The organism is Pseudarthrobacter sp. NPDC092202 (assembly GCF_044755505.1).
Taxonomy (GTDB): domain Bacteria; phylum Actinomycetota; class Actinomycetes; order Actinomycetales; family Micrococcaceae; genus Arthrobacter.
The window spans coordinates 90,572-108,228 of record NZ_JBIVRG010000002.1; the positions used below are offsets into that span (position 1 = coordinate 90,572).

Annotated in this window: 14 protein-coding genes; 1 reads left to right on the forward strand and 13 read right to left on the reverse strand. The window is 64.8% G+C overall.

All coding sequences use genetic code 11. The features are described 5' to 3' along the window. Positions 1 to 67: 67 nt before the first annotated feature. The 13 genes from ACIQF4_RS03830 to ACIQF4_RS03890 form a co-directional block, all read right to left on the reverse strand. A complete protein-coding gene (locus tag ACIQF4_RS03830) occupies positions 68 to 1,744 on the reverse strand; it encodes an ABC transporter substrate-binding protein (protein ID WP_400515688.1) in 1,677 nt (558 codons plus the stop codon). A gap of 78 nt (positions 1,745 to 1,822) precedes the next feature. Beyond that, on the reverse strand, positions 1,823 to 2,893 hold the full coding sequence (locus tag ACIQF4_RS03835) for a LacI family DNA-binding transcriptional regulator (protein ID WP_400515686.1): 1,071 nt from the start codon (positions 2,891 to 2,893) through the stop codon (positions 1,823 to 1,825). A gap of 166 nt (positions 2,894 to 3,059) precedes the next feature. Beyond that, positions 3,060 to 4,016 (reverse strand): carbohydrate kinase, encoded by a 957-nt coding sequence (locus ACIQF4_RS03840; protein ID WP_400515684.1) that lies wholly within the window; start codon positions 4,014 to 4,016, stop codon positions 3,060 to 3,062. Between the two features lie 28 nt (positions 4,017 to 4,044). Then, positions 4,045 to 5,562: a glycoside hydrolase family 32 protein gene (locus tag ACIQF4_RS03845; RefSeq protein ID WP_400515682.1), complete on the reverse strand. Its 1,518-nt coding sequence runs from the start codon at positions 5,560 to 5,562 to the stop codon at positions 4,045 to 4,047. Between the two features lie 23 nt (positions 5,563 to 5,585). Then, positions 5,586 to 6,497 carry a carbohydrate ABC transporter permease gene (locus ACIQF4_RS03850; RefSeq protein ID WP_400515680.1) on the reverse strand — a complete coding sequence of 304 codons (912 nt, stop codon included), beginning with the start codon at positions 6,495 to 6,497 and terminating at the stop codon, positions 5,586 to 5,588. A gap of 8 nt (positions 6,498 to 6,505) precedes the next feature. Further along, a complete protein-coding gene (locus ACIQF4_RS03855; RefSeq protein WP_400515678.1) occupies positions 6,506 to 7,435 on the reverse strand; it encodes a carbohydrate ABC transporter permease in 930 nt (309 codons plus the stop codon). Beyond that, entirely contained in the window at positions 7,432 to 8,892 is a 1,461-nt protein-coding gene (locus ACIQF4_RS03860) for an extracellular solute-binding protein (protein WP_400515677.1), read from the reverse strand. Before ACIQF4_RS03860 ends, ACIQF4_RS03855 begins: the two co-directional genes overlap by 4 nt. A 197-nt stretch (positions 8,893 to 9,089) precedes the next feature. Next, positions 9,090 to 10,133 carry a LacI family DNA-binding transcriptional regulator gene (locus ACIQF4_RS03865; protein WP_400515676.1) on the reverse strand — a complete coding sequence of 348 codons (1,044 nt, stop codon included), beginning with the start codon at positions 10,131 to 10,133 and terminating at the stop codon, positions 9,090 to 9,092. 111 nt (positions 10,134 to 10,244) lie between these two features. Then, positions 10,245 to 10,847, reverse strand: coding sequence for a TetR/AcrR family transcriptional regulator (locus tag ACIQF4_RS03870; RefSeq protein WP_400515675.1), 603 nt, complete (start codon positions 10,845 to 10,847; stop codon positions 10,245 to 10,247). A 75-nt stretch (positions 10,848 to 10,922) separates the two neighbouring features. Continuing rightward, complete coding sequence (locus ACIQF4_RS03875) at positions 10,923 to 11,789, reverse strand: alpha/beta fold hydrolase (protein WP_400515673.1); 867 nt, start codon at positions 11,787 to 11,789, stop codon at positions 10,923 to 10,925. 46 nt (positions 11,790 to 11,835) lie between these two features. Beyond that, positions 11,836 to 12,834 (reverse strand): NADP-dependent oxidoreductase, encoded by a 999-nt coding sequence (locus ACIQF4_RS03880; RefSeq protein WP_400515671.1) that lies wholly within the window; start codon positions 12,832 to 12,834, stop codon positions 11,836 to 11,838. Positions 12,835 to 13,009: 175 nt separating this feature from the next. Continuing rightward, positions 13,010 to 15,193, reverse strand: a complete 2,184-nt coding sequence (locus ACIQF4_RS03885; RefSeq protein WP_400515670.1) for a DNA/RNA non-specific endonuclease — start codon at positions 15,191 to 15,193, stop codon at positions 13,010 to 13,012. 66 nt (positions 15,194 to 15,259) lie between these two features. Next, positions 15,260 to 16,489, reverse strand: a complete 1,230-nt coding sequence (locus ACIQF4_RS03890) for a S8 family peptidase (protein ID WP_400515668.1) — start codon at positions 16,487 to 16,489, stop codon at positions 15,260 to 15,262. Positions 16,490 to 16,759: 270 nt separating this feature from the next. On the opposite strand from ACIQF4_RS03890, the gene ACIQF4_RS03895 reads away from it, so the two are divergent. Beyond that, on the forward strand, positions 16,760 to 17,653 hold the full coding sequence (locus ACIQF4_RS03895; protein ID WP_400515666.1) for an SMP-30/gluconolactonase/LRE family protein: 894 nt from the start codon (positions 16,760 to 16,762) through the stop codon (positions 17,651 to 17,653). Positions 17,654 to 17,657: the final 4 nt, after the last annotated feature.

Here is a 17,657-nt window from a genome sequence, read left to right on the forward strand (position 1 = left end):
GGTGGATGGGCCCACGCCGCCCGGGTTCCCTGGCCGAAGCGAAGCGAGGCTAGGGAGGCGGTGGGGATTACTTGCGCGGTTCCAGCGTGGTCAGGACGAGCACCGTAGAAGGTGAGCGGACCGAAAGGGTTGCGTAGGGGTTGTCCTCGGTGGGCCAGCCGGTGAAGCGGGTGTCGTTGAAGGCGCCCCACTCCGGACCGGAGAACAGCGGCACCAGCGGTGCGGCGTCGTCGTATTCTTCCTGCAGCTTGTTGGCGATGTCCTTCTGCTTGGACTCGTCCGACTCCGCCGCGAACTCTGCCAGCAGGGCGTCAGCCTCGGCGTCGCCGAAGCGGTGGTAGTTGTCGAACGTCTTGGTGCCCACGGGCTTGACCGTGGCCGTGCCCATGGAGGAGTTGAAGTACTTGTACGGGCTGGGGTCGTTGGCGCTCCAGACGATGCCGGAGTCGAAGTCGCCCGTCTCGTAGCCGGCAACCACGGCAGCCCAGTCCGGGGACTCCACCTTTGCCGTGACGCCGACTTCTGCCAGGTTCTGCGCGATCACGTTGGCCACGGACAGCCAGTCGGAAGAAGACGCTCCCACGGAGATCTTGAATTCGAACGGCTTGCCGTCCTTGAGCGTGCGCTTGCCGTCGGCACCCTTCCGGTATCCCGCCTTGTCCAGCAGCTCATTGGCCTTCTGGACGTCCAGCTTGGTCCAGGTGCAGTTCTCCTTGACCTCGTTGTTCTTCCACGTCTCGTAGTTGCCGGAAAGCCCAGTGCAATCCGCAGGCTCGGCGTAGCCGCTCATGCCGATCGTGGTGACCTGCTCCCGGTCGACGGCCATGCTCAGGGCCTTGCGGACGTCAACATCGTTGAAGGGCGCCTTGGTGGTGTTGAGCTGCCAGTTAATCATGGCGCCGGTGGCCGGGAACCAGTAGTGGCGGTGTTCCTTGTCCTTGGAAACGAACGTCTTTTCGATGTTCGGGATGTACTGCGGGGCCCAGTCCACATCGCCGTTCGCGGCGGCGAGGTTGGCGCCGTCGTTTCCTGCGAAGGCAAGCATCTTGATACCGGCGATCTTTTGCTTTTCCGGCTGCCAGTAATTGGGGTTTTTCTTCAGCACGAACGACTGGGCCTGGAAACTGTCAACCTCGGTGTAGGGGCCTGTGCCGACGGGCTTGGCATTGGCCTCCTTCTCCGGGTCGGCGAGGGTGGACCAGATGTGCTTGGGCAGGATGGTGAGGTGCCCGACGTCGTACAGGGCCGGCGACCACGGCTTGTTGAAGGTGAAGGTCACTTTGTTGGTGCCTTCGGCGCTCACGGTGTCCAGGTACTCGAAGCCACCCTTGATCTTCTTCTGGAGCTCGAAGGTGTAGGCGACGTCCTCGGCCACGAAGGGCTGGCCGTCGGACCACTTAACGCCGTCGCGCAGGGTGAAGCTGATGGACTTGCCGTCGTCGGCGGCCTCCCAATCAGTGGCCAGCCACGGCACCGTGTCACCCTTGGCCGGGTTGAAGATCAGCAGCGACTCGTAGATGGACTGCTGGACCATTGGGTTGACGGTGGGGGCGAACGGGTTGAAGTTCTGCACGAACGTGCCCATGTCCTCACGCGGAATGGTGAGGAAGGCGCTGGCGTTGGCTGCGGCGTCGGTGCCGGCAGCCTTGTTGCCGTTGGCCGCACAGCCGGTCAGCAGCAGTGCGCCTACCGCCAGCCCGGCCGCCGTGGTGCGGGCAGCCCTCAGGAATCGGGGTTGTGTCATGATGGTTATCTCTTTCCTATCTTCATCAGCAAGGTGAAGGGGTGGGGGAGGGGTTGCTCTTCGAAAGTGATTTCGCGGTCAGACCGAAGAGCGTTCTAGCAGCGGACAGCCGACCAATTGCTGGTCGGCAATAATCGGCTGTCCTGCTGTCAGAGCTGCGAGCGTCTGGACTCCCAGGGCGCCCATTTCTTCAAACGGCAACGCAACTGTGGTCAGCTTGGGCCTGAGGTAGGCCGCAATCAGTTCCTGGTTGTCGAAGCCAATCACGGCGATGTCCCCGGGGATGGTCAGGCCCCGTTCCTTGATGGCGTCGTAAGCGCCCATCGCCATGCGGTCGTTGAGGCAGAACAGCGCGGTTGGCCTGTCCTCCTGCGGGTAGCGGTCCAGGATGCGGCATGCGGCCTCATACCCGCCGTCGGCCGTTGCATATCCCGGCACCACGAGCTCGGGGTCCAGCTCGAGCCCGGCGTCGGCGAGTGCTTCGCGTGCACCCTCCAAGCGCCCGATTGCCGCGGGAATGGCCGGGTCCAGGTTGATGACTCCGATCCTGCGGTGGCCGGCCCGGAGCAAACGTTCGACGGCGGTGCGGCCGCCGGCGCGTTCGTCCGGGACGATCGAGGGCAGCTTCCCGTCGGCGTCGAAGCAGTTGATCAGTACGGTGGGTACTTCCTTGGCGGTCTCGGGCACGTGCACGCCACGGTGGAATGTGGCTGCGTACAGAAGTCCTTCCACGCGCTGCTCCAGCAGCTTTTCGGTTGCTGCGTCTTCCAGGCCCTGGTTGGGTCCTACGGCATCGGCCTGGTCGGAGGGCGCGATGAGCAGGAACTTGCGGTCGAGCCAGGCTTGGTCCTGTGCACCTTTGATGATGTCGACGGCGAACGGTGCCGTGACGATCTCGGTGACAATCCCGTACCAGTCACTGCGCTGGGATGCCAGCGCACGTGCCCCGGCATTCGGGCGGTAGCCCAAGGCCTGGACAGCTTCGTTGATCCGGGTGCGGGTCTCGTCTGAGATGCTGGCATTTTCGCGGTTGCTCAGCACGAACGAGACCGCAGTCCGGGAAACCCCCGCATGTTTGGCAACGTCATTCATGGTGACACCCCGCTGCCGCGCGGGCCCGGCATGGTTCGAGGTGGTGGTCTTCGCCATTGAATGCTCCGGTGTAATCGGTAGTGCTGCCAGTTAGGTAACGCGCGTTACTTTGCGCATATAGAGAGGTTACGCGCGTTACTAGTCGTGTGTCAAGGGTTACATTTCCGGGCAGGGGAGTCGCCGCTCAATGGGCGATCAACGCACCTGGCACCGAGGGTGCGTGCTATGCGTGGGAGTGCAGCAGGTACTGATGCTGGAGCTGTGTGCGGAGTTCGTCTTCGGTGGGGGGCCGGGCGCCGGCCCGGGATACGGTGATCGCGGCCGCGGCTGCCGCCGTGCGCCCCAGCTGGTCTAGGACGGAAGGGGCCAGGCCGCCGGTTCCGCGCGTGAGGAGTCCCAGGATCAGGGCCGCCATATAGGAGTCACCGGCGCCGATGGTGTCAACCACGGAGGTCTTCACCGCAGGAATGCTGAGGGTGGTGCTGGATGTGGCGAGCAATGAGCCTGATGAGCCCCTGGTAATGACCGCAAGCTCCGCTCCCAGATCCAGGATGTGCGTCGCGGTTTCCTCGAGAGTCTTCCCCGGGTAAAGCCATGCGGCGTCCTCGTCGCTGAGTTTGACCACGGTGCTGAGCTGCACCAGTTCCTCGAAAGTGCGACGTGCTTCGGCATGGGTTCCCAGCAGGGCTGGCCTGATGTTGGGATCGTAGGTGATGATGCACCCGCTGCGGAGTTCCTGGAGCATGGCTTTGACGCTGCCGGCGCCCGGTGGCAGGAAACTTGCGATCGAACCGGTGTGGACGATCCTGGGCCGAGGAAGGGCAGGATCCAGCGGTTCCACATCCCAGTCGATGTCGAAGGCGTAGCTCGCCGAGCCATCGCGGCCGAGCGTGGCGGTCGCCGTCGACGTTCTTTCCAGTGACCGGGAGCCGGGCAGGAGCGTCACCCCGGCGCCCGTGAGGTGCTCCTCAAGGACGTCGCCACGGTGGTCAGTGCCCATGGACGTGAGCAGCCCGGTGCTCACTCCCAGGAGGGCCAGGCCGTAGGCGACGTTGGCCGGTGACCCGCCGGGATGTTCATGGGTTCCCTCGGGCGTTGTCACGACGTCGATCAGGGCCTCCCCGATAACGACGACGTCCAACGCCTGCCCGGGAGGGTTCGGTTTCCCGTTGTTGTGCATGTCTGTTGTTCCTTGCCTTGGTGCTGCCCTACCCGAGCTGCGTGACCTGGAGGGTGTTCATTGTTGCCGTGCCGCCTACGGCGTATGCGGCGAGGTCGGTGCTGGTTTCGGCCGGGAAGATCAGTTCGGTCATGGTGACCTGGCCGTCCTGGGCAAAGACTTCAACGGAACAGCGGTCCACGTAGATGGTGAGCTCGTAGGACCCCTGCCTGGCCAGGATGGGAGCGGTGTCGATGGAGCTGAAGGATGCGTGGAAGTCTGTCCTGCCGGATTCGCGCCGGTCCACGAACAGTGTGCCTTCACCGGGCCGGATGCCCACGCGGGTTCCGTTCGTGCCGTCCCCACGCAGGATGAGGCCGAATTCCTCTGCGCTTCCGGGGGTGAAGCTGACGTCGATGCGCTGGACGGTGCCGGCCGCGCCCGCCAGGACCTGCACGCCGTCGTGGATGGTGGTTCCGGAAAGGTGGAACTGCTCCGTGCCGGCCAGGGCAGTCCAGTCGCCCGCGGGCTGCTGGACCAGGCACAGTTCTCCGTCGCGGGCCTGGAGTGAAATTTCCCGGGCGAGGCTCATGGGGCTGCGCCAGGGCGTGGTGGGGATCTGGTTGGCGTATTCCCAGTTGTTCATCCAGGCGATCATGAGGCGGCGGTTCTCCGGCGCGTCGCTGAAGGAGACGGCCGCGTAGTAGTCGCGGCCCCAGTCCAGCCACTGATAGTCGCCCAGCCGGTCCGGGTCCTGGAGGCCTTCGGTCACGGTGCTGGCGGAGGTGAATGTGGTTCCGTCGAAGTCACCGATGAAGTATTGGCCGGCGGAGCCGTTGTTGGGCCCGCCGGGATTGAGGTTGACGGTGAGGACCCATTTGACGTTTTCCGGGTCGCCGTCCACGGGCAGGGGGAACAGGTCCGGGCATTCCCAGACCCCGCCGGTGGCGTTTGCGGGCCCGAAGGTGCTCAGCAGTTCCCAGGCCTTCAGGTCGCGGGACTTGTAAAGCACCACCTGGAAGTCTGTGGCTTCGACGGCGACCATCACCCAGTAACTGTCCGCGCCGCCGTCGTACCAGATGACCTTGGGGTCCCGGAACTCGGCGGACCCGCGGTTAAGCACAGGGTTGCCTCCGTGTTTTGTCCAGCTGTAGCCCCCGTCCAGGCTGTAGGCCAGTGACTGGGCCTGGACGCCCTCGTGCAGGGAGCCCGGTTTGAAGGCGCTGGTGTAGATCGCCACCAGGGGCGCAGTGGATCCGTCGCCGAAGCCGCTGGTGTTGTGACGGTCGTGGACGATGCTGCCGGAAAAGATGTCCTCGTTATCGTCACAGGCGATGGCGACCGGGTGCTCGGTCCAGGTCAGGAGGTCGGTGGAGGTGGCGTGGCCCCAGGACATGTTTCCCCAGACGTTTCCCAGCGGGTTGTTCTGGTAGTAGAGGTGGTAGACGCCGTCGTGAAAGATCAGGCCGTTGGGGTCATTGAGCCAGGTGTCCTTGGCGGAGTAGTGCAGGGCCGGGCGGTAGCTGTCTGTTGTTGCTGCCGTGCTGGTCGGGGTGAGTGTATCCATGGGGTTCCTTTTGAAAGTACGTGTTATTTGCTCGCGCCGGCCGTGAGGCCCTCGCGCAGGGTGCGTTGGCCGAAGATAAAGACCACCAGTGCGGGCAGCATGGACAGGATCACGCCGGCGAGGACCACGGATATGCTTCCGGTGCCGAGGTTGCCTTGGAGCGTGACCAGGCCGAGGGGAAGCGTGAAGTTCTGTTCGCTGATAGTGAGGATCAGCGGCCGGAAGAACTCGTTCCAGTGGAAGTTGAAGGCGAGGATCCCCACGATGGCCATGCCCGGGACCGCCAGGGGTGCGTAGACGGAGCGGAAGATCCGCCATGGTCCGGCGCCGTCCAGGGCGGCCGCTTCCGCAAAGTCATTCGGCAGGCCCAGGAAGTACTGGCGCATCAGGAAGGTGCCGAAGGCGGTGGGAATGGCCGGCAGGATCAGGGCCAGCAGTGTATCGGACAGGCCCATCCCGCGGATGAGCATGAACACCGGAACGATGGTGACCTGCACCGGAACCATCATGGTGGCCAGCACCAACGAGAAGATGGCCTTCCTGCCGCGGAAGTCCAGGCGGGCGAAGGCGTAGCCGGCCAGGGTGGCGGAAGCCATCTGGCCAAGCGCGATCAGCCCGGTCACCAGGGCGCTGTTCAGCACCAGGAGGCCGACGTTGATCTGCTTGAACACCTCCTGGTAGGCGGTGAAGTCAGGGTTGATGGGGAGGAAGGACGGCGGCAGGTTGAAGGATTCCGACGGCGTCCGCAGCGAGGTGGACAGGGTCCACAGGACAGGGCCGAGGGTCAGCGCCGCCGCCACCGCCAGCGCGGCGTACCGGCCGACGGTTCCGGCTGCGGGCAGGCGGCGGTTGCGGTAGGCCTTGCGGGTGGCCGGCGTGCCGTTGCTGGAACCCGAATGCTCGTCGGTCCCGGTGTGCAGGGTCTGGCTGGACATAAGGGACCTCACTGGTAGAAGACGAAGCGGCGGCTGAGGCGGAACTGGAGGGCGGTGACGGCGAGGATCAGCACGGTCAGGACCAGGCCGATGGCCGAGGCTTCGCCGAATTCCAGTTGCTGGAAGGCGGATTCGAAGATCACCATGACGGCGGTACGGGTGGAATCCCCTGGACCGCCGTTGGTCAGGACGTACGGCTGGTCGAAGACCTGCAGGGCACTGATGATCGCCATGACGGAGGCGACCAGCACCGTGGGGCTGATCAGGGGAAGGGTGACGTTGCTGAACTGTTTCCAGCCCGTGGCGCCGTCCAGGTTCGCTGCCTCGTGCAGTTCCTTCGGGATGTTGCTCAGGGCGCCGAGGAACAGGAGGAAGGAGAACCCGAAGTTCTGCCAGACGTACACCAGGACGACGACGGCGGCGGAGGCCACGGGACTGGTCAGCCACGGGACTGCGGGAATGCCGATGAGCGACAGGAGCCAGTTCACCACGCCGAACTGTTCATTGAACATGTACCGCATGAAGATGGACACCGACGCGGCGGACAGCACCAGGGGAAAGAAGAAGGTGGAACGGAGGAACACCCTGAGCCAGGACGGCATCCTGGCCTGGAGCATGGAAGCCAGGCTGAGTGCGATGCCGAGTTGAAGGATTACTGCGACGACGACGAACACGATGGTGTTCAGGAAGGACACCCGGACGGTGGGGTCCTGTGCCAGGGAGGCGAAGTTGGCGAAACCGACGAACTCGGGTGCTGAGATGATGTCCCAGCGGAAGAAGGCCAGCACCAGCGAGCCGATGATCGGCAGGAAGGTGAACAGGGCCATCCCCAGCAGGGTGGGGGCAAGGAAAATCATCGCCAGCCATCGTTCGACGAAGGAGCGGCCCGCGGCCGGTGGTTTGACCGTTTGGCGCGGGGCGGTGGAAGTGGTGGTCATGCGTTCCTCCTGAGGGCCAGTTCGAGATCACGCTGCAGGGTGCCCAACGCTGACCGTACGCCGGCGGAGCTGCCGCTGACGGCGGTGGACACGTTCTTCATCAGGGCAGTTTCCACGGCCGCCTGCTGCGGCGGCGCGGGGATCGGGCCGGAGGTGGGGAACCTGTCGAGGGTGTCGTAGAAGACCTTCCAGTGCCGCGGGCCGGTGGCGGCATAAAAGGACTCGTTCACCATGGAGCGGCGGGTGGGTGTGGTGTTCGGTTTGGGCATGGCCAGCTGCATCGCTTCGCGGCTGGAGCAGAACTTCACCCATTCCCAGGCTGCGTCCTTGTCCCTAGCCGTACGCATGATCGCGTAGCCGGCAGCACCGAACTGCTGCCGCTGCGTCCGCCAGCGGGGGAAGAACTGCACATCGAACTGATCAGCCGTCATGCCGGCTTCATGCAGGCCCTGCGCCCAGTAGCCGCCCGCCGGCGTGGTGCCGATGCGGTTGTTCGCGAACAAGCCCACCAGGGCGTTGCCGCCGCCGGATTCAGGCCGCACGCCCAGTCCTTCGGCAACAAGTTCGCGCAGGTAGTCGAAGGTCTCGACAACCCGCGCGTCCTCGGCGTTGGGGGCCAGCCACTGATACCCGCCCCCGCGGGTGGCCCGGGCCGGGTCCTTGGGATAAAAGCGGTCCCACAGCCAGTCCCCGCCGGAAGCCTTGCTCTCGGTGAGGAAGCTGGTGTCGTTGGCGTACAGCCACGGGACTACTCCGCCAAAAAGGCGGTTGGTCCAGTAGTACGGGGTGAAGTCCGCCGGCCGTGCTTTCCGCAGGGCGCGGAGGGTGGCACTGAAGTCATCCTGCGTCCAGTCGTCTTTCGGCCGGTCAAGGCCGGCCTGGGCGAAGGTAGTGGTATTCAGGTACATGTTCGCCGCGTTCCAGTCCAGCGGCAGCTGGTAGAGGCTTCCCTGGTACATAAAGGCTTCCAGCAGGCTCGGATGAACGTCATCGAAGTAGTCGCTCATCTCGGCTGCATCCCGGCGGACATAATCATCCAAGGGTTCGGCGAGCTTGTCGGCGAACAGTTGGGCACCTTCCGTGGCCACGTACACGACGTCCGGCGGTGTGCCGGCCGCCACCATGGTGAGGATCTTGGAAAAGAAGTCTTTCCAGTCGGCGCCCTGGATGGCCTGCACCTGCACGGGAATATCCGGATGGGCGGCGGTAAAGGCCTGGACCAGGCCCTGGCGGGCTGTGGCGTCCGCTGCAGTTCCAAGGATGGCGATGTTCAGGGCCTTGCTGCCCCGGCCGGGAATATCAGTCCCGGTAAGCCGCGGCCACGCTGCGACGGTAGCTCCCGCCACGGCGAGTCCCGTAAGGCCCAGCATGGAACGCCGGGTGAGTTGCGAAATCCCGCTGCCGGACCGCGGCGCGAACGAGGGGGTGGGTTGCCCCTGTGTCTTTTCAGACGTCATTGTCGTCTCCTCCTAACACGTGTTAAGTAGAGTAGATACCGGACCTAACACGTGTCAAGTGATGAGGGGTGCTCTTTGTGCGGCGTCATTCGGAAGGTACGGGAAGGCAGGCCGTGTCCGGCACAAAGGCATCCAGGCAAGGGCTGGTACTGGCCGTTCCTGCCGGGTTCACCTGCGGTGGATAAACGTCCGTCTGCTTAGCCCGCGGGGACGGCAGCGGTTGAAGCCCGTGGGATGACCCGGCAAGGTACGTGGAGCGTTCCCTCTTCCTTGTCCTCCGTGGCCGCAGTTTTTCCTTCCACCGCATCCAGCAGCATGGACATGGCTGCCGCTCCAATTTCGGCGTGCGGAAGCGCCACGGTGGTCAGCGCGGGAACAAGGTTCGCGGCAAGGTTCTGCTGGTCGTCGTAGCCCACCACGGACAAGTCCGTCGGTACGCGCAGTCCCGCGGCAGCCGCGTACAGCAGTACGCCGGTGGCCACCCTGTCGTTTGAGCAGACGATCGCCGTCGGCGGGTTGCTGCCGCCCAGCACCGAGGAAGCGGCCCGGTAGCCCTCATCGATGTCCCATCCGGTCGCGTGGACGTGCTGCTGATCACGGCCCAATCCCGCTGCTTCCATCGCCTCGCGGTAACCCAGTTCACGCTGTGGGGCGGCAGGGGAGCTGAGGGTCCCAGTCAACAGCGTGATGCGGCGGTGGCCCAGGTCAATCAGAAGCTGTGCCGCGGCGCGCCCGCCTTCGACCTCCGCCGGTATGACGGACTGGAGCCCGGAGTCCGCATCCGTGCAATTGGCCAGGATAGCCGGCAGGGTAAGCATCGCGGGCGGGGCGGTAATTTCGCGCAGGCTGCCGGCGGCATACATGATTCCGTCCACCTGCCGGTGGACGAGTTGCTGGGCCGCGGCGCTCTCGCGGGACTTGTCATGTTCCGTGTCGACCACCAGGACCATGTACCCGCGGGCCAAGGCCGTGCGGGACGCGCCGCTGATCAGCCGGCCCGCAAAGGGGCTGGTAACGATGTCGTCCGTAATGATGCCGATTGTGGACGTTTGCTGGTTGCGCAGGCTGACGGCAACCGAATTGGGGGTGTAGTCCAGCTCTGCCGCGGCGCGGAGCACGCGCTCCTGGCGTTCTGCGGTGACATTGCCGGTTGCCCTGCCGTTAAGCACCAGTGACACCGCGCTGCGGGACACCCCCGCCCGCCGGGCCACGTCCAGTGCCGTCGCTTTACGTTTGACCATACCGGCCCCCTTGCTTTTCGGCCTAGCATACCTAACTCGTGTGAGGTTAGGAGATGCGTATCCCGCACATGGGCTTGGCGGAGCCACAAGGGGCCTGAAGGGGGCTTGGCGTCAGCGGGGCAGGAGGAGGCGGATCTGGCTCCTGATGTCCTGGACAATGTCCTCGACGCGAAAGGCGGGATCCGGCCTGCCGGACATGCCGAGGAACATGATCGCCGAGACGATGCGGGCGGTGGTTGCGGCATCGCCGGCTGTGAACTGCCCGCCGCGGCCCAACACGGCAGCGATGGCCTCCTCGGTCTGCGCGACGATGTGCAGGGCTTCGCTGTGACGTGGCTCGGCCGGGTCGCCGAAGACCATCTCCCGCAGGTAGGTGCGGCCGTTCTCGACCTGGACGCGGTTGCATTCCACAATCGGCTGGAGAATGGCCATCACGGCGCCAAGTGCATCGGGGACAGCTTCAGCAGCAGCGCGCCCCCGTTCCAGCGCTTCCGCGTAGTGGGCATTCTGCACGAGCAGGAGCAGTTCTCCTTTGGTCTTTGCGTACAGAAACAGGGTTCCGGTGCCAATGTCGGCCTTATCGGCGATCTGCTGCGTTGTCACATCGTCGATCCCGTGTTCTGCGAAGAGCTCGCTGGCTGCGGCAGTGATGCGGTCCAGCTTTTCCTGCTTGTTCCGCTCGCGGCGTCCGAGCGGCTGGGGAGCGGCAGGCATGGCGATACCTCCTGAGGTTAAGTGACTGGACTCAGTTATGAGTGTAGCGTCCCACGGCTTTTTCCCCGGGTCGGGTCAGGCGGCGAGGAAGTCGACGGCGGCACGGGCGAACGCCGCATGGTGCTGGAAGATGCCGCCGTGGCCCGAGTCGGGGTAGATGATTAATTTGGATCCCTTGATGCGCCGGTGCAGGTCCTCGGAGAGGATGGAGGGAACCATGCGGTCGTTGTCGCCGTTGGCGATGAGGGTTGGGTTGGTAAGCGCGGAGAGGTCCGGCGGGGCCGAGCGTCCGAACTTCCGGATTGCCTTCAGTTGCGTCTGGAAGGCACTGGTGCTGACCGGCCTGTCACGGTCCACTGTGCGTTCCTGGAGGCGGCTGATGAAGGCTTTCGCGGCCGGCTTGCCGGTGGCGTTGCGGTTGAAGAACAGGAACTCTTTGGGGTCCGACCGCGTGAGGCTGGCGCGGAATATGTCCCAGTAGGTGGTGGCGACCACCTTGTCCATGTCTTTGCCACCCCGCGGACCCGTTCCCGCCAGCACGAGCCTGCGGACAAGGCCGGAATGCTTGAGTGCAAGGTCCTGGGCGATCATGCCGCCCATCGAGAAGGAGAACACGTCGATGCTCTCGAAGCCGAGGGCGGTGATGAAGCTGTAGGCGTCGTCGGCCATCGCCTCGATACTGTCCGGAACCTGCCCGCTGGAGGCGCCAACGCCAGGCTGGTTGAAGGTGATAACGTGCCGGTTCCGGGCCATGGGGTCGATGATGCGTGGATCCCAGTTATCCATCGTGGCAGCGAGGTGCGCGAAGAAGACGACCGGAATGCCGCCCTTCGGCCCCAACTCCCGGTACGCGTAGGTGGTGCCCCCTGCGGTGACCGTGTTGGCAGGTGCTTTGGCGTATGAGGTGACGACGGCATCGTGCGGGGTGTCGCTGATGTCCATGGTTGTTCTCCTGGGAGGTCTGATGGATGGAAAAGCCCGACGCCGGTCAGGTACCGAGGGTGACCACGGCTTTGCCGCGGATCCCGCCCTGGGCGAGGGATGCCAGCGCCTGCGGGGTGTCGTTGAAATCGAAGACTTTGCCCACCACGGGCCGCAGCACTCCGCTGTCCACCAGTGCGCTGATCTTGCGCAACTGGTCCCCGCTGGCCCGCATAAAGAGGAATTCATAGCTGACGCCAAGCTTCCTGGCCTGCCTCCGGATTTTGCTGCTCAGCGCGGTGATCGCCAGGCGCAGCACGGGGTTGAGCCCGGCGCTGCGGGCGAAAGCCGGGTCCGGCGGGCCGGAGATCCCTATCGCCTTGCCGCCGCGTTTGAGGATACGCAGTGACTTCTCCAGGTTTTCCCCGCCGAGGCTGTCCAGCACAAGGTCGTATCCGGTCAGGAGCTGCTCGAAGTCCTGGGTGCGGTAGTCGATCACGATGTCCGCGCCAAGTTCACGCACGAACCCGGCATTCGAGCTGCCCGCGGTGGCAGCAACGGTCGCGCCGAGGTGTTTGGCGAGCTGGATGGCAATCGAGCCGACCCCGCCGGCCCCCGCGTGAATAAGGACCTTATGTCCGGACTGCACGTTTCCCTGCTCGACGAGTGCCTGCCAGGCCGTCAGGGCAACGAGTGGCAGCGAGGCGGCCTCCTCCATGCTGGCGGCCGTGGGCTTCAGCGCCAGGTCTTCCTCCGCGACGGCGATACGCTCGGCGAAGGTGCCGATGCGGTCCGTGGCGGGGCGGGCGTAGACCTGGTCACCCGGTTTGAACGCCCGCACTTTTGGCCCGGTTCGGATTACGGTGCCGGCAAGGTCATGGCCGAGGACCAGCTGGAGCTTGTAGGGGAGGACCTGCTTGAACTCTCCAAGCCGGATCTTCTCGTCCAGCTGGTTCAATCCCGCAGCCTCGACGCGGACCAGAACATCCCTGTCCCCGACGACGGGCTCAGCGACTTCCGTTTCGTGCAGCGGCTCCTTGTATTTCGTGATGACGAACGCTCGCATGCCTTGGTGCTCCTTTTGGGTTGCTGGCTGGCGGCGCCGGGTCTCAGCACAGCAGTACCTCGACATGGGGACTGCGCGTTGCCAGATGATTACGCTCAATTATGACTCTACTCATTGTTTGAGTCAAGACCTCTTGAGGTGCTGCCGGCAGGGTGCAAAAGTAGCTGCTCTCCTTCTACAGCTGCACGTCCTCGAAAGCGTGAAGCTCTCGGGCTGGAGTTGCGGTGGCCAGCGCCTCCTGGGCGTGGGGGAGCGGCTCGGACTCGTTGTTCATCGGGTCCCAGCCAGAGAGCTGGCCGAAGTCCAGGCCGGTAAGTTCGCTGATCCTGCGGACCGGGACCTGGAAGGTAACCGGCGTGAAGGCCTCCTTCAGCATGTCTCCAACCAGTTCATGTTGGCTGATCATGAAGGCACTGGCTGAAGGGCTGCCGTCCGGGCGTTGGAAAACGGGGATTTTCCAAAATGCCAGCGGGATCCGTGTTCCCTGGAACTCCGGATCGCCGTCCGTGAAGACCGGGCCCGTGAACACCGTGAGCCGCAGCTTGTCGGCCTTCGCGGTGTCCAGCAGGTAGTCCTCAAGGCCGGCCCACAGGGATGCGCCTTGGTTGAACTTTTTGTGTTGCGGGGAGCAGTTGGCGAAATGGAAGGTGTCGTCGTTGGCTGCCCGTGCAAGGGTGTCCGGACCCCATACTGGGTCCAGCCGGCGGACAAGGTGCCCGCGGTCAAAGTCATTGCCCGCGTAGAGGTCTCCGCCAATCTGTTCGGACCGGTCCAGCCGGGGGTCGAAGTACCACCTGTCCCGCTCCCGCTTGGGGGATTGGCTGAGCCGGCCATCGACGTTCACGGCCGTGTAGAGGGCCAGCCTCCTCCTGCGGTTCATGACGAGGCTGAAGTGGTGGTAGTCCAGCACCGTTGGATCCTGCCCGGGGGCCGCACGGCGGTTCTGCGCCGCGTCCGCGCGCTGTTCGGCTGTGAGGGACGGCAACGGGATATGCACACCCAGGAACTCAGGGTCGTATCCTTTCCTCCCCGAATAGTCGGGGTCTATGGCTACGGCTTCCTCGACCACCGCGCCGCCGCTGACCTGGACAGTGTTCCCCGGAATAACGTTGGCGGTCCGGTCCGCATCGGAAGGTCCCGGCGCGTGTGCCGCCTGTACCGTGCCCAGCCGGACAGTGATGTGGAGGGGGATGGTGAGGGACACAGCCCCATCCGTAGGGACCAGGGGTTGCTCCGCCGGTTGAGGTTGGGGCTGGGCCGGGGGCTGGTGTTCTTCCACCGGATGTGGTGCTTCAGCAGGCAGGGGAGGCGGGTTGAGTGCTTCCTCCAGCAGGGCCCGTTCTTCGTTTCTCATGCCGTCGGCGTGCGTACCGAGCCAGGCCAGGATGCTGCTGATGCGGATCCCCTCGTTTGCCACCCATTGGATCCGCAGCTCATCCTGGGTCTTGTCCCACACGGTGCCGTCCACGGTCAGGATCTCTCCTGCTGCATTGCGGGCCGGTACGCCGGAATGGTGGAGGCCCAGCACTTCCCACTGGTTGTTGAACAGCGGTGAACCGGAGGAGCCCGGCGATGTGTCTGTGTGGTAGTGCAGGAACTGGTCGAAGCGGTCGATGAGTTCGTTCTGCTGGAGCGCGAGCTGTTTCTCCTGGCCTTCCGGGTGCTGGATGATGTTGATGGACTCGCCCAGCAGGATCTTGCCCTGCTCCTTGGTGGTGCGGTTGAAGCCGAAGCCGGCCAGCGGCACGGAGGTGCCCGCCCCGTCGGGACGTGACGCCGCTGCAACCGCTATGACGGTGACATCCAGTCCGGCGTCCGTCCGGAAGAAGGCGTCCGGCTCAAGATCGAACTGCGATGCAGCAAGGGGAAGGCCGTTGAGGCCGTTTTGGAAGTTGAATTCCAGCCGTGAGAAGCGGGCGGACTGTGCGTCTGCCAGCACGTGGTTGTTTGTCAGCGCCAGGCGCGGCGAGATCATGAAGCCTGTCCCGAAGGAGCGGATCTGGAACCGGTCGCGGACAATAACCCTGCCCACACTGCGTGAGACCGCCGTGCCCAACTCGAGGAAAGCGATGCCCAGCAGGTTGTTTCCGCCGATAATCCTTTCCAGCACCACCTCATCCCGCACCTGGCCACGTGCTGCCGGTGAGGTCTCCGCCGTTGCCCTCAGCGCGTCGACAACCATCGGCTGGCGCATGACCCGCCTGCTGCGCAGTTCCACGCGTTCCGTCGAATCGACGTTGAGGATGCTTCCCTGCGGGGTATGGGCCTCCGCGATCTTTTCCTCCGTTCCCGCGCGTGGGCCCTTGCGGGCCTGGAACCGCGCCTGGGTGGCGGTCAGCACGTCGTCCGGTATGGCCATTTGTCCGCTCCTTGGGACTTACTGCGGGCCCGTCACTGGCCGCTTCGGGTAAAGCGCCGGGCCAACCTAGTTGGCATTCGTGGGTGACTGCACCAGGCCCGCCCCAACGTCCACGGGATCAGTGCCGGCCTTGAGCGGCTTGAACGTTCCGGAAGCGATCAGTTTTGCCTGGAGGAGCACAGGACTGAGGGGTCCCTGCGCCAGGAGCCGCTCCGCCCAGAGTGCCGCGACGCCGGCCACGTGCGGGGTGGCCATGCTGGTGCCGCTGATCGTTCTGGTTCCGCCGTTGAGCCAGGCGCTGAACACCCCGACGCCGGGGCCGGCCACAGTCGCCATTGTGTTGGAGAAGGGCGCCACGGTAAGTCCGCCCCCGCCGTCGGCCAGGGCAGCCACTGACGTGATCCCGAAGGCGGCAGCCGGTGGCGCCACGTTGATCTCGTAGGCGGGGTTGCCGTTGCGTTCACTCTCATTGCCGGCAGCTGCGACCACAATCGTCGTCTGGGCAACGGAGGCTCGCGCGTTGAGAAGGTTGGCGAGCTGTTCGAAAAGCCGGATGTTGGCGCGGTAACCTTCGAGCGCTATGGAGGTGGCGGCGGGGATGGTCAGCCCGTGCACCTGCACCAGCTCGTCCACCCATCCGGGGAAGTCAATGCCCAGGGACATGGAAATGACGTGGGCGCCGTTGTCAGTGGCCCACAGCATCGCGGAGGCCAGGATGTCGCTGCTGCCGCCGTTGGGGCCTCCGAGGACTTTGCCAATGACCGCTTTCTGGACGCCGGGTGCGACGCCGATGCGCTGGCCTGAGATGTCACGGCCAAAGATCGTGCCGGCGCAGTGCGTGCCGTGGCCGTTGTCGTCCTCGGCACTGCCCGCACCGGTGAAGTCTTTGGTGACCAGGTTGACGCCGGTGAAGGCCGGGTGGTTGGCGGCGATGCCGGTGTCCAGCACCGAAACGGTCACTCCGGCCCCGGAGAACGGGGAGGTGTCCGCCCCAACAGCCTTGACCCCCCACGTTGCCGCAGCGGACGGCGCAGCATCGGCGTCGAAGGGTTCAATGAGCTTCATGGGCATGGCGGGGGCAAAACCCAGGACCGTGGGGTCGTTCCGCAGGGCGTTGAGGGTCGCAGCGGAGGGGTTCTCGTCCCGCTCGACAGTCATGCCAACAGCCCGTTCGGCGATGTTCTGCGCTGCGCTTTCGAGCCCAGGGGAGGCTCCCGGTCCATCGAACGGGTCACGGGTGGCGCCGAGGGACGGCGCGCGCAGAATCATGATTTTCTGGTTGAACAGCTTGGTCATCCTGGGCTCCTTGGCCTCTACGCGGAACGGTCTGCGCCAATGGCGCAGCGGCGGCAGGGGACGTATCAGCCAGCACGGTGAACGTCTGGCCCCACCCGTGGGCAGTTGTACGCCGGGAAGCGTTACGCCAGCGTTACTGCCCGGGAGGGCCGGGCACAACAGCCCCGTCAACTCCGCTGCCCCTCCCCAATGCCGTGCCGTTTTACCTCTTCGCGCTATCGTTTCCCCTATTGCGTGCCACTCTGTACAACGGATTGTGAGGGGACCTGAATGGGCGACGGTTTAACGGAAGGCCGGCTGGAGTGCCTGTCCACGGGCTCGGTCTGGGCGGAGGGGCCGGTGTGGGTTCCTTCCTCGCAGGCCGTGCGGTGGAGCGACATCCCCAACAACCGCATTCTTGAGTTCACCGCGGCCACAGGAGCCACCAGGGAATACTCCCTCGACGCCGGGTACACCAACGGCCGGACCCTGGACGCGGACGGCAGCGTTGTGCAGTGCAGCCACGGGCGCCGCCGCGTGGAGCGCGACGCCGAGGGGACAGTGACGGGGCTGGTTGACTCTTTCCATGGCCGGCGTCTGAACTCACCCAACGACGTCGTGGTTGCACGCGACTCCAGCATCTGGTTCACCGACCCGCCGTACGGGATCCTGCCGGGAACAAAGGAAGGGCACGAGGGGGAGCAGGAATACGGGGGCTGCTACGTCTTCCGGTTTGAGCCTGGTACCGGGACCCTTACAGCTGTTGTGACGGACCTCGTGTATCCGAACGGACTGGCGTTTTCGCCGGATGAGTCGGTCCTGTACGTGACGGACACGGCCGGTCCGGCCCATGGCGTGCCGCTGAGGATCGCCTCCTACGATGTGCTGGGGACCGTGTGCAAGCGCCGGGCATCCGCCGTCGAGCTTGGCGACGGCCATGCCGCGGACGGCCTGCGCGTGGATGTCCAGGGCCGGATCTGGACCTCAGCCGGACCGGCAGTGCGTGTCTATTCCCCGTCGTTCGAACTCCTGGACACCGTTGAAGTGCCTGAGGAAGTATCGAACGTATGCTTCGGAGGCCCGGACGGCCAGGACCTCTACATCACGGCCACCACCAGCCTCTACCGGATCCGCACCACAACCCGCGATGCGGCCGCCCGGGCCGCAACGTCCGCCGGCAACTGACAGC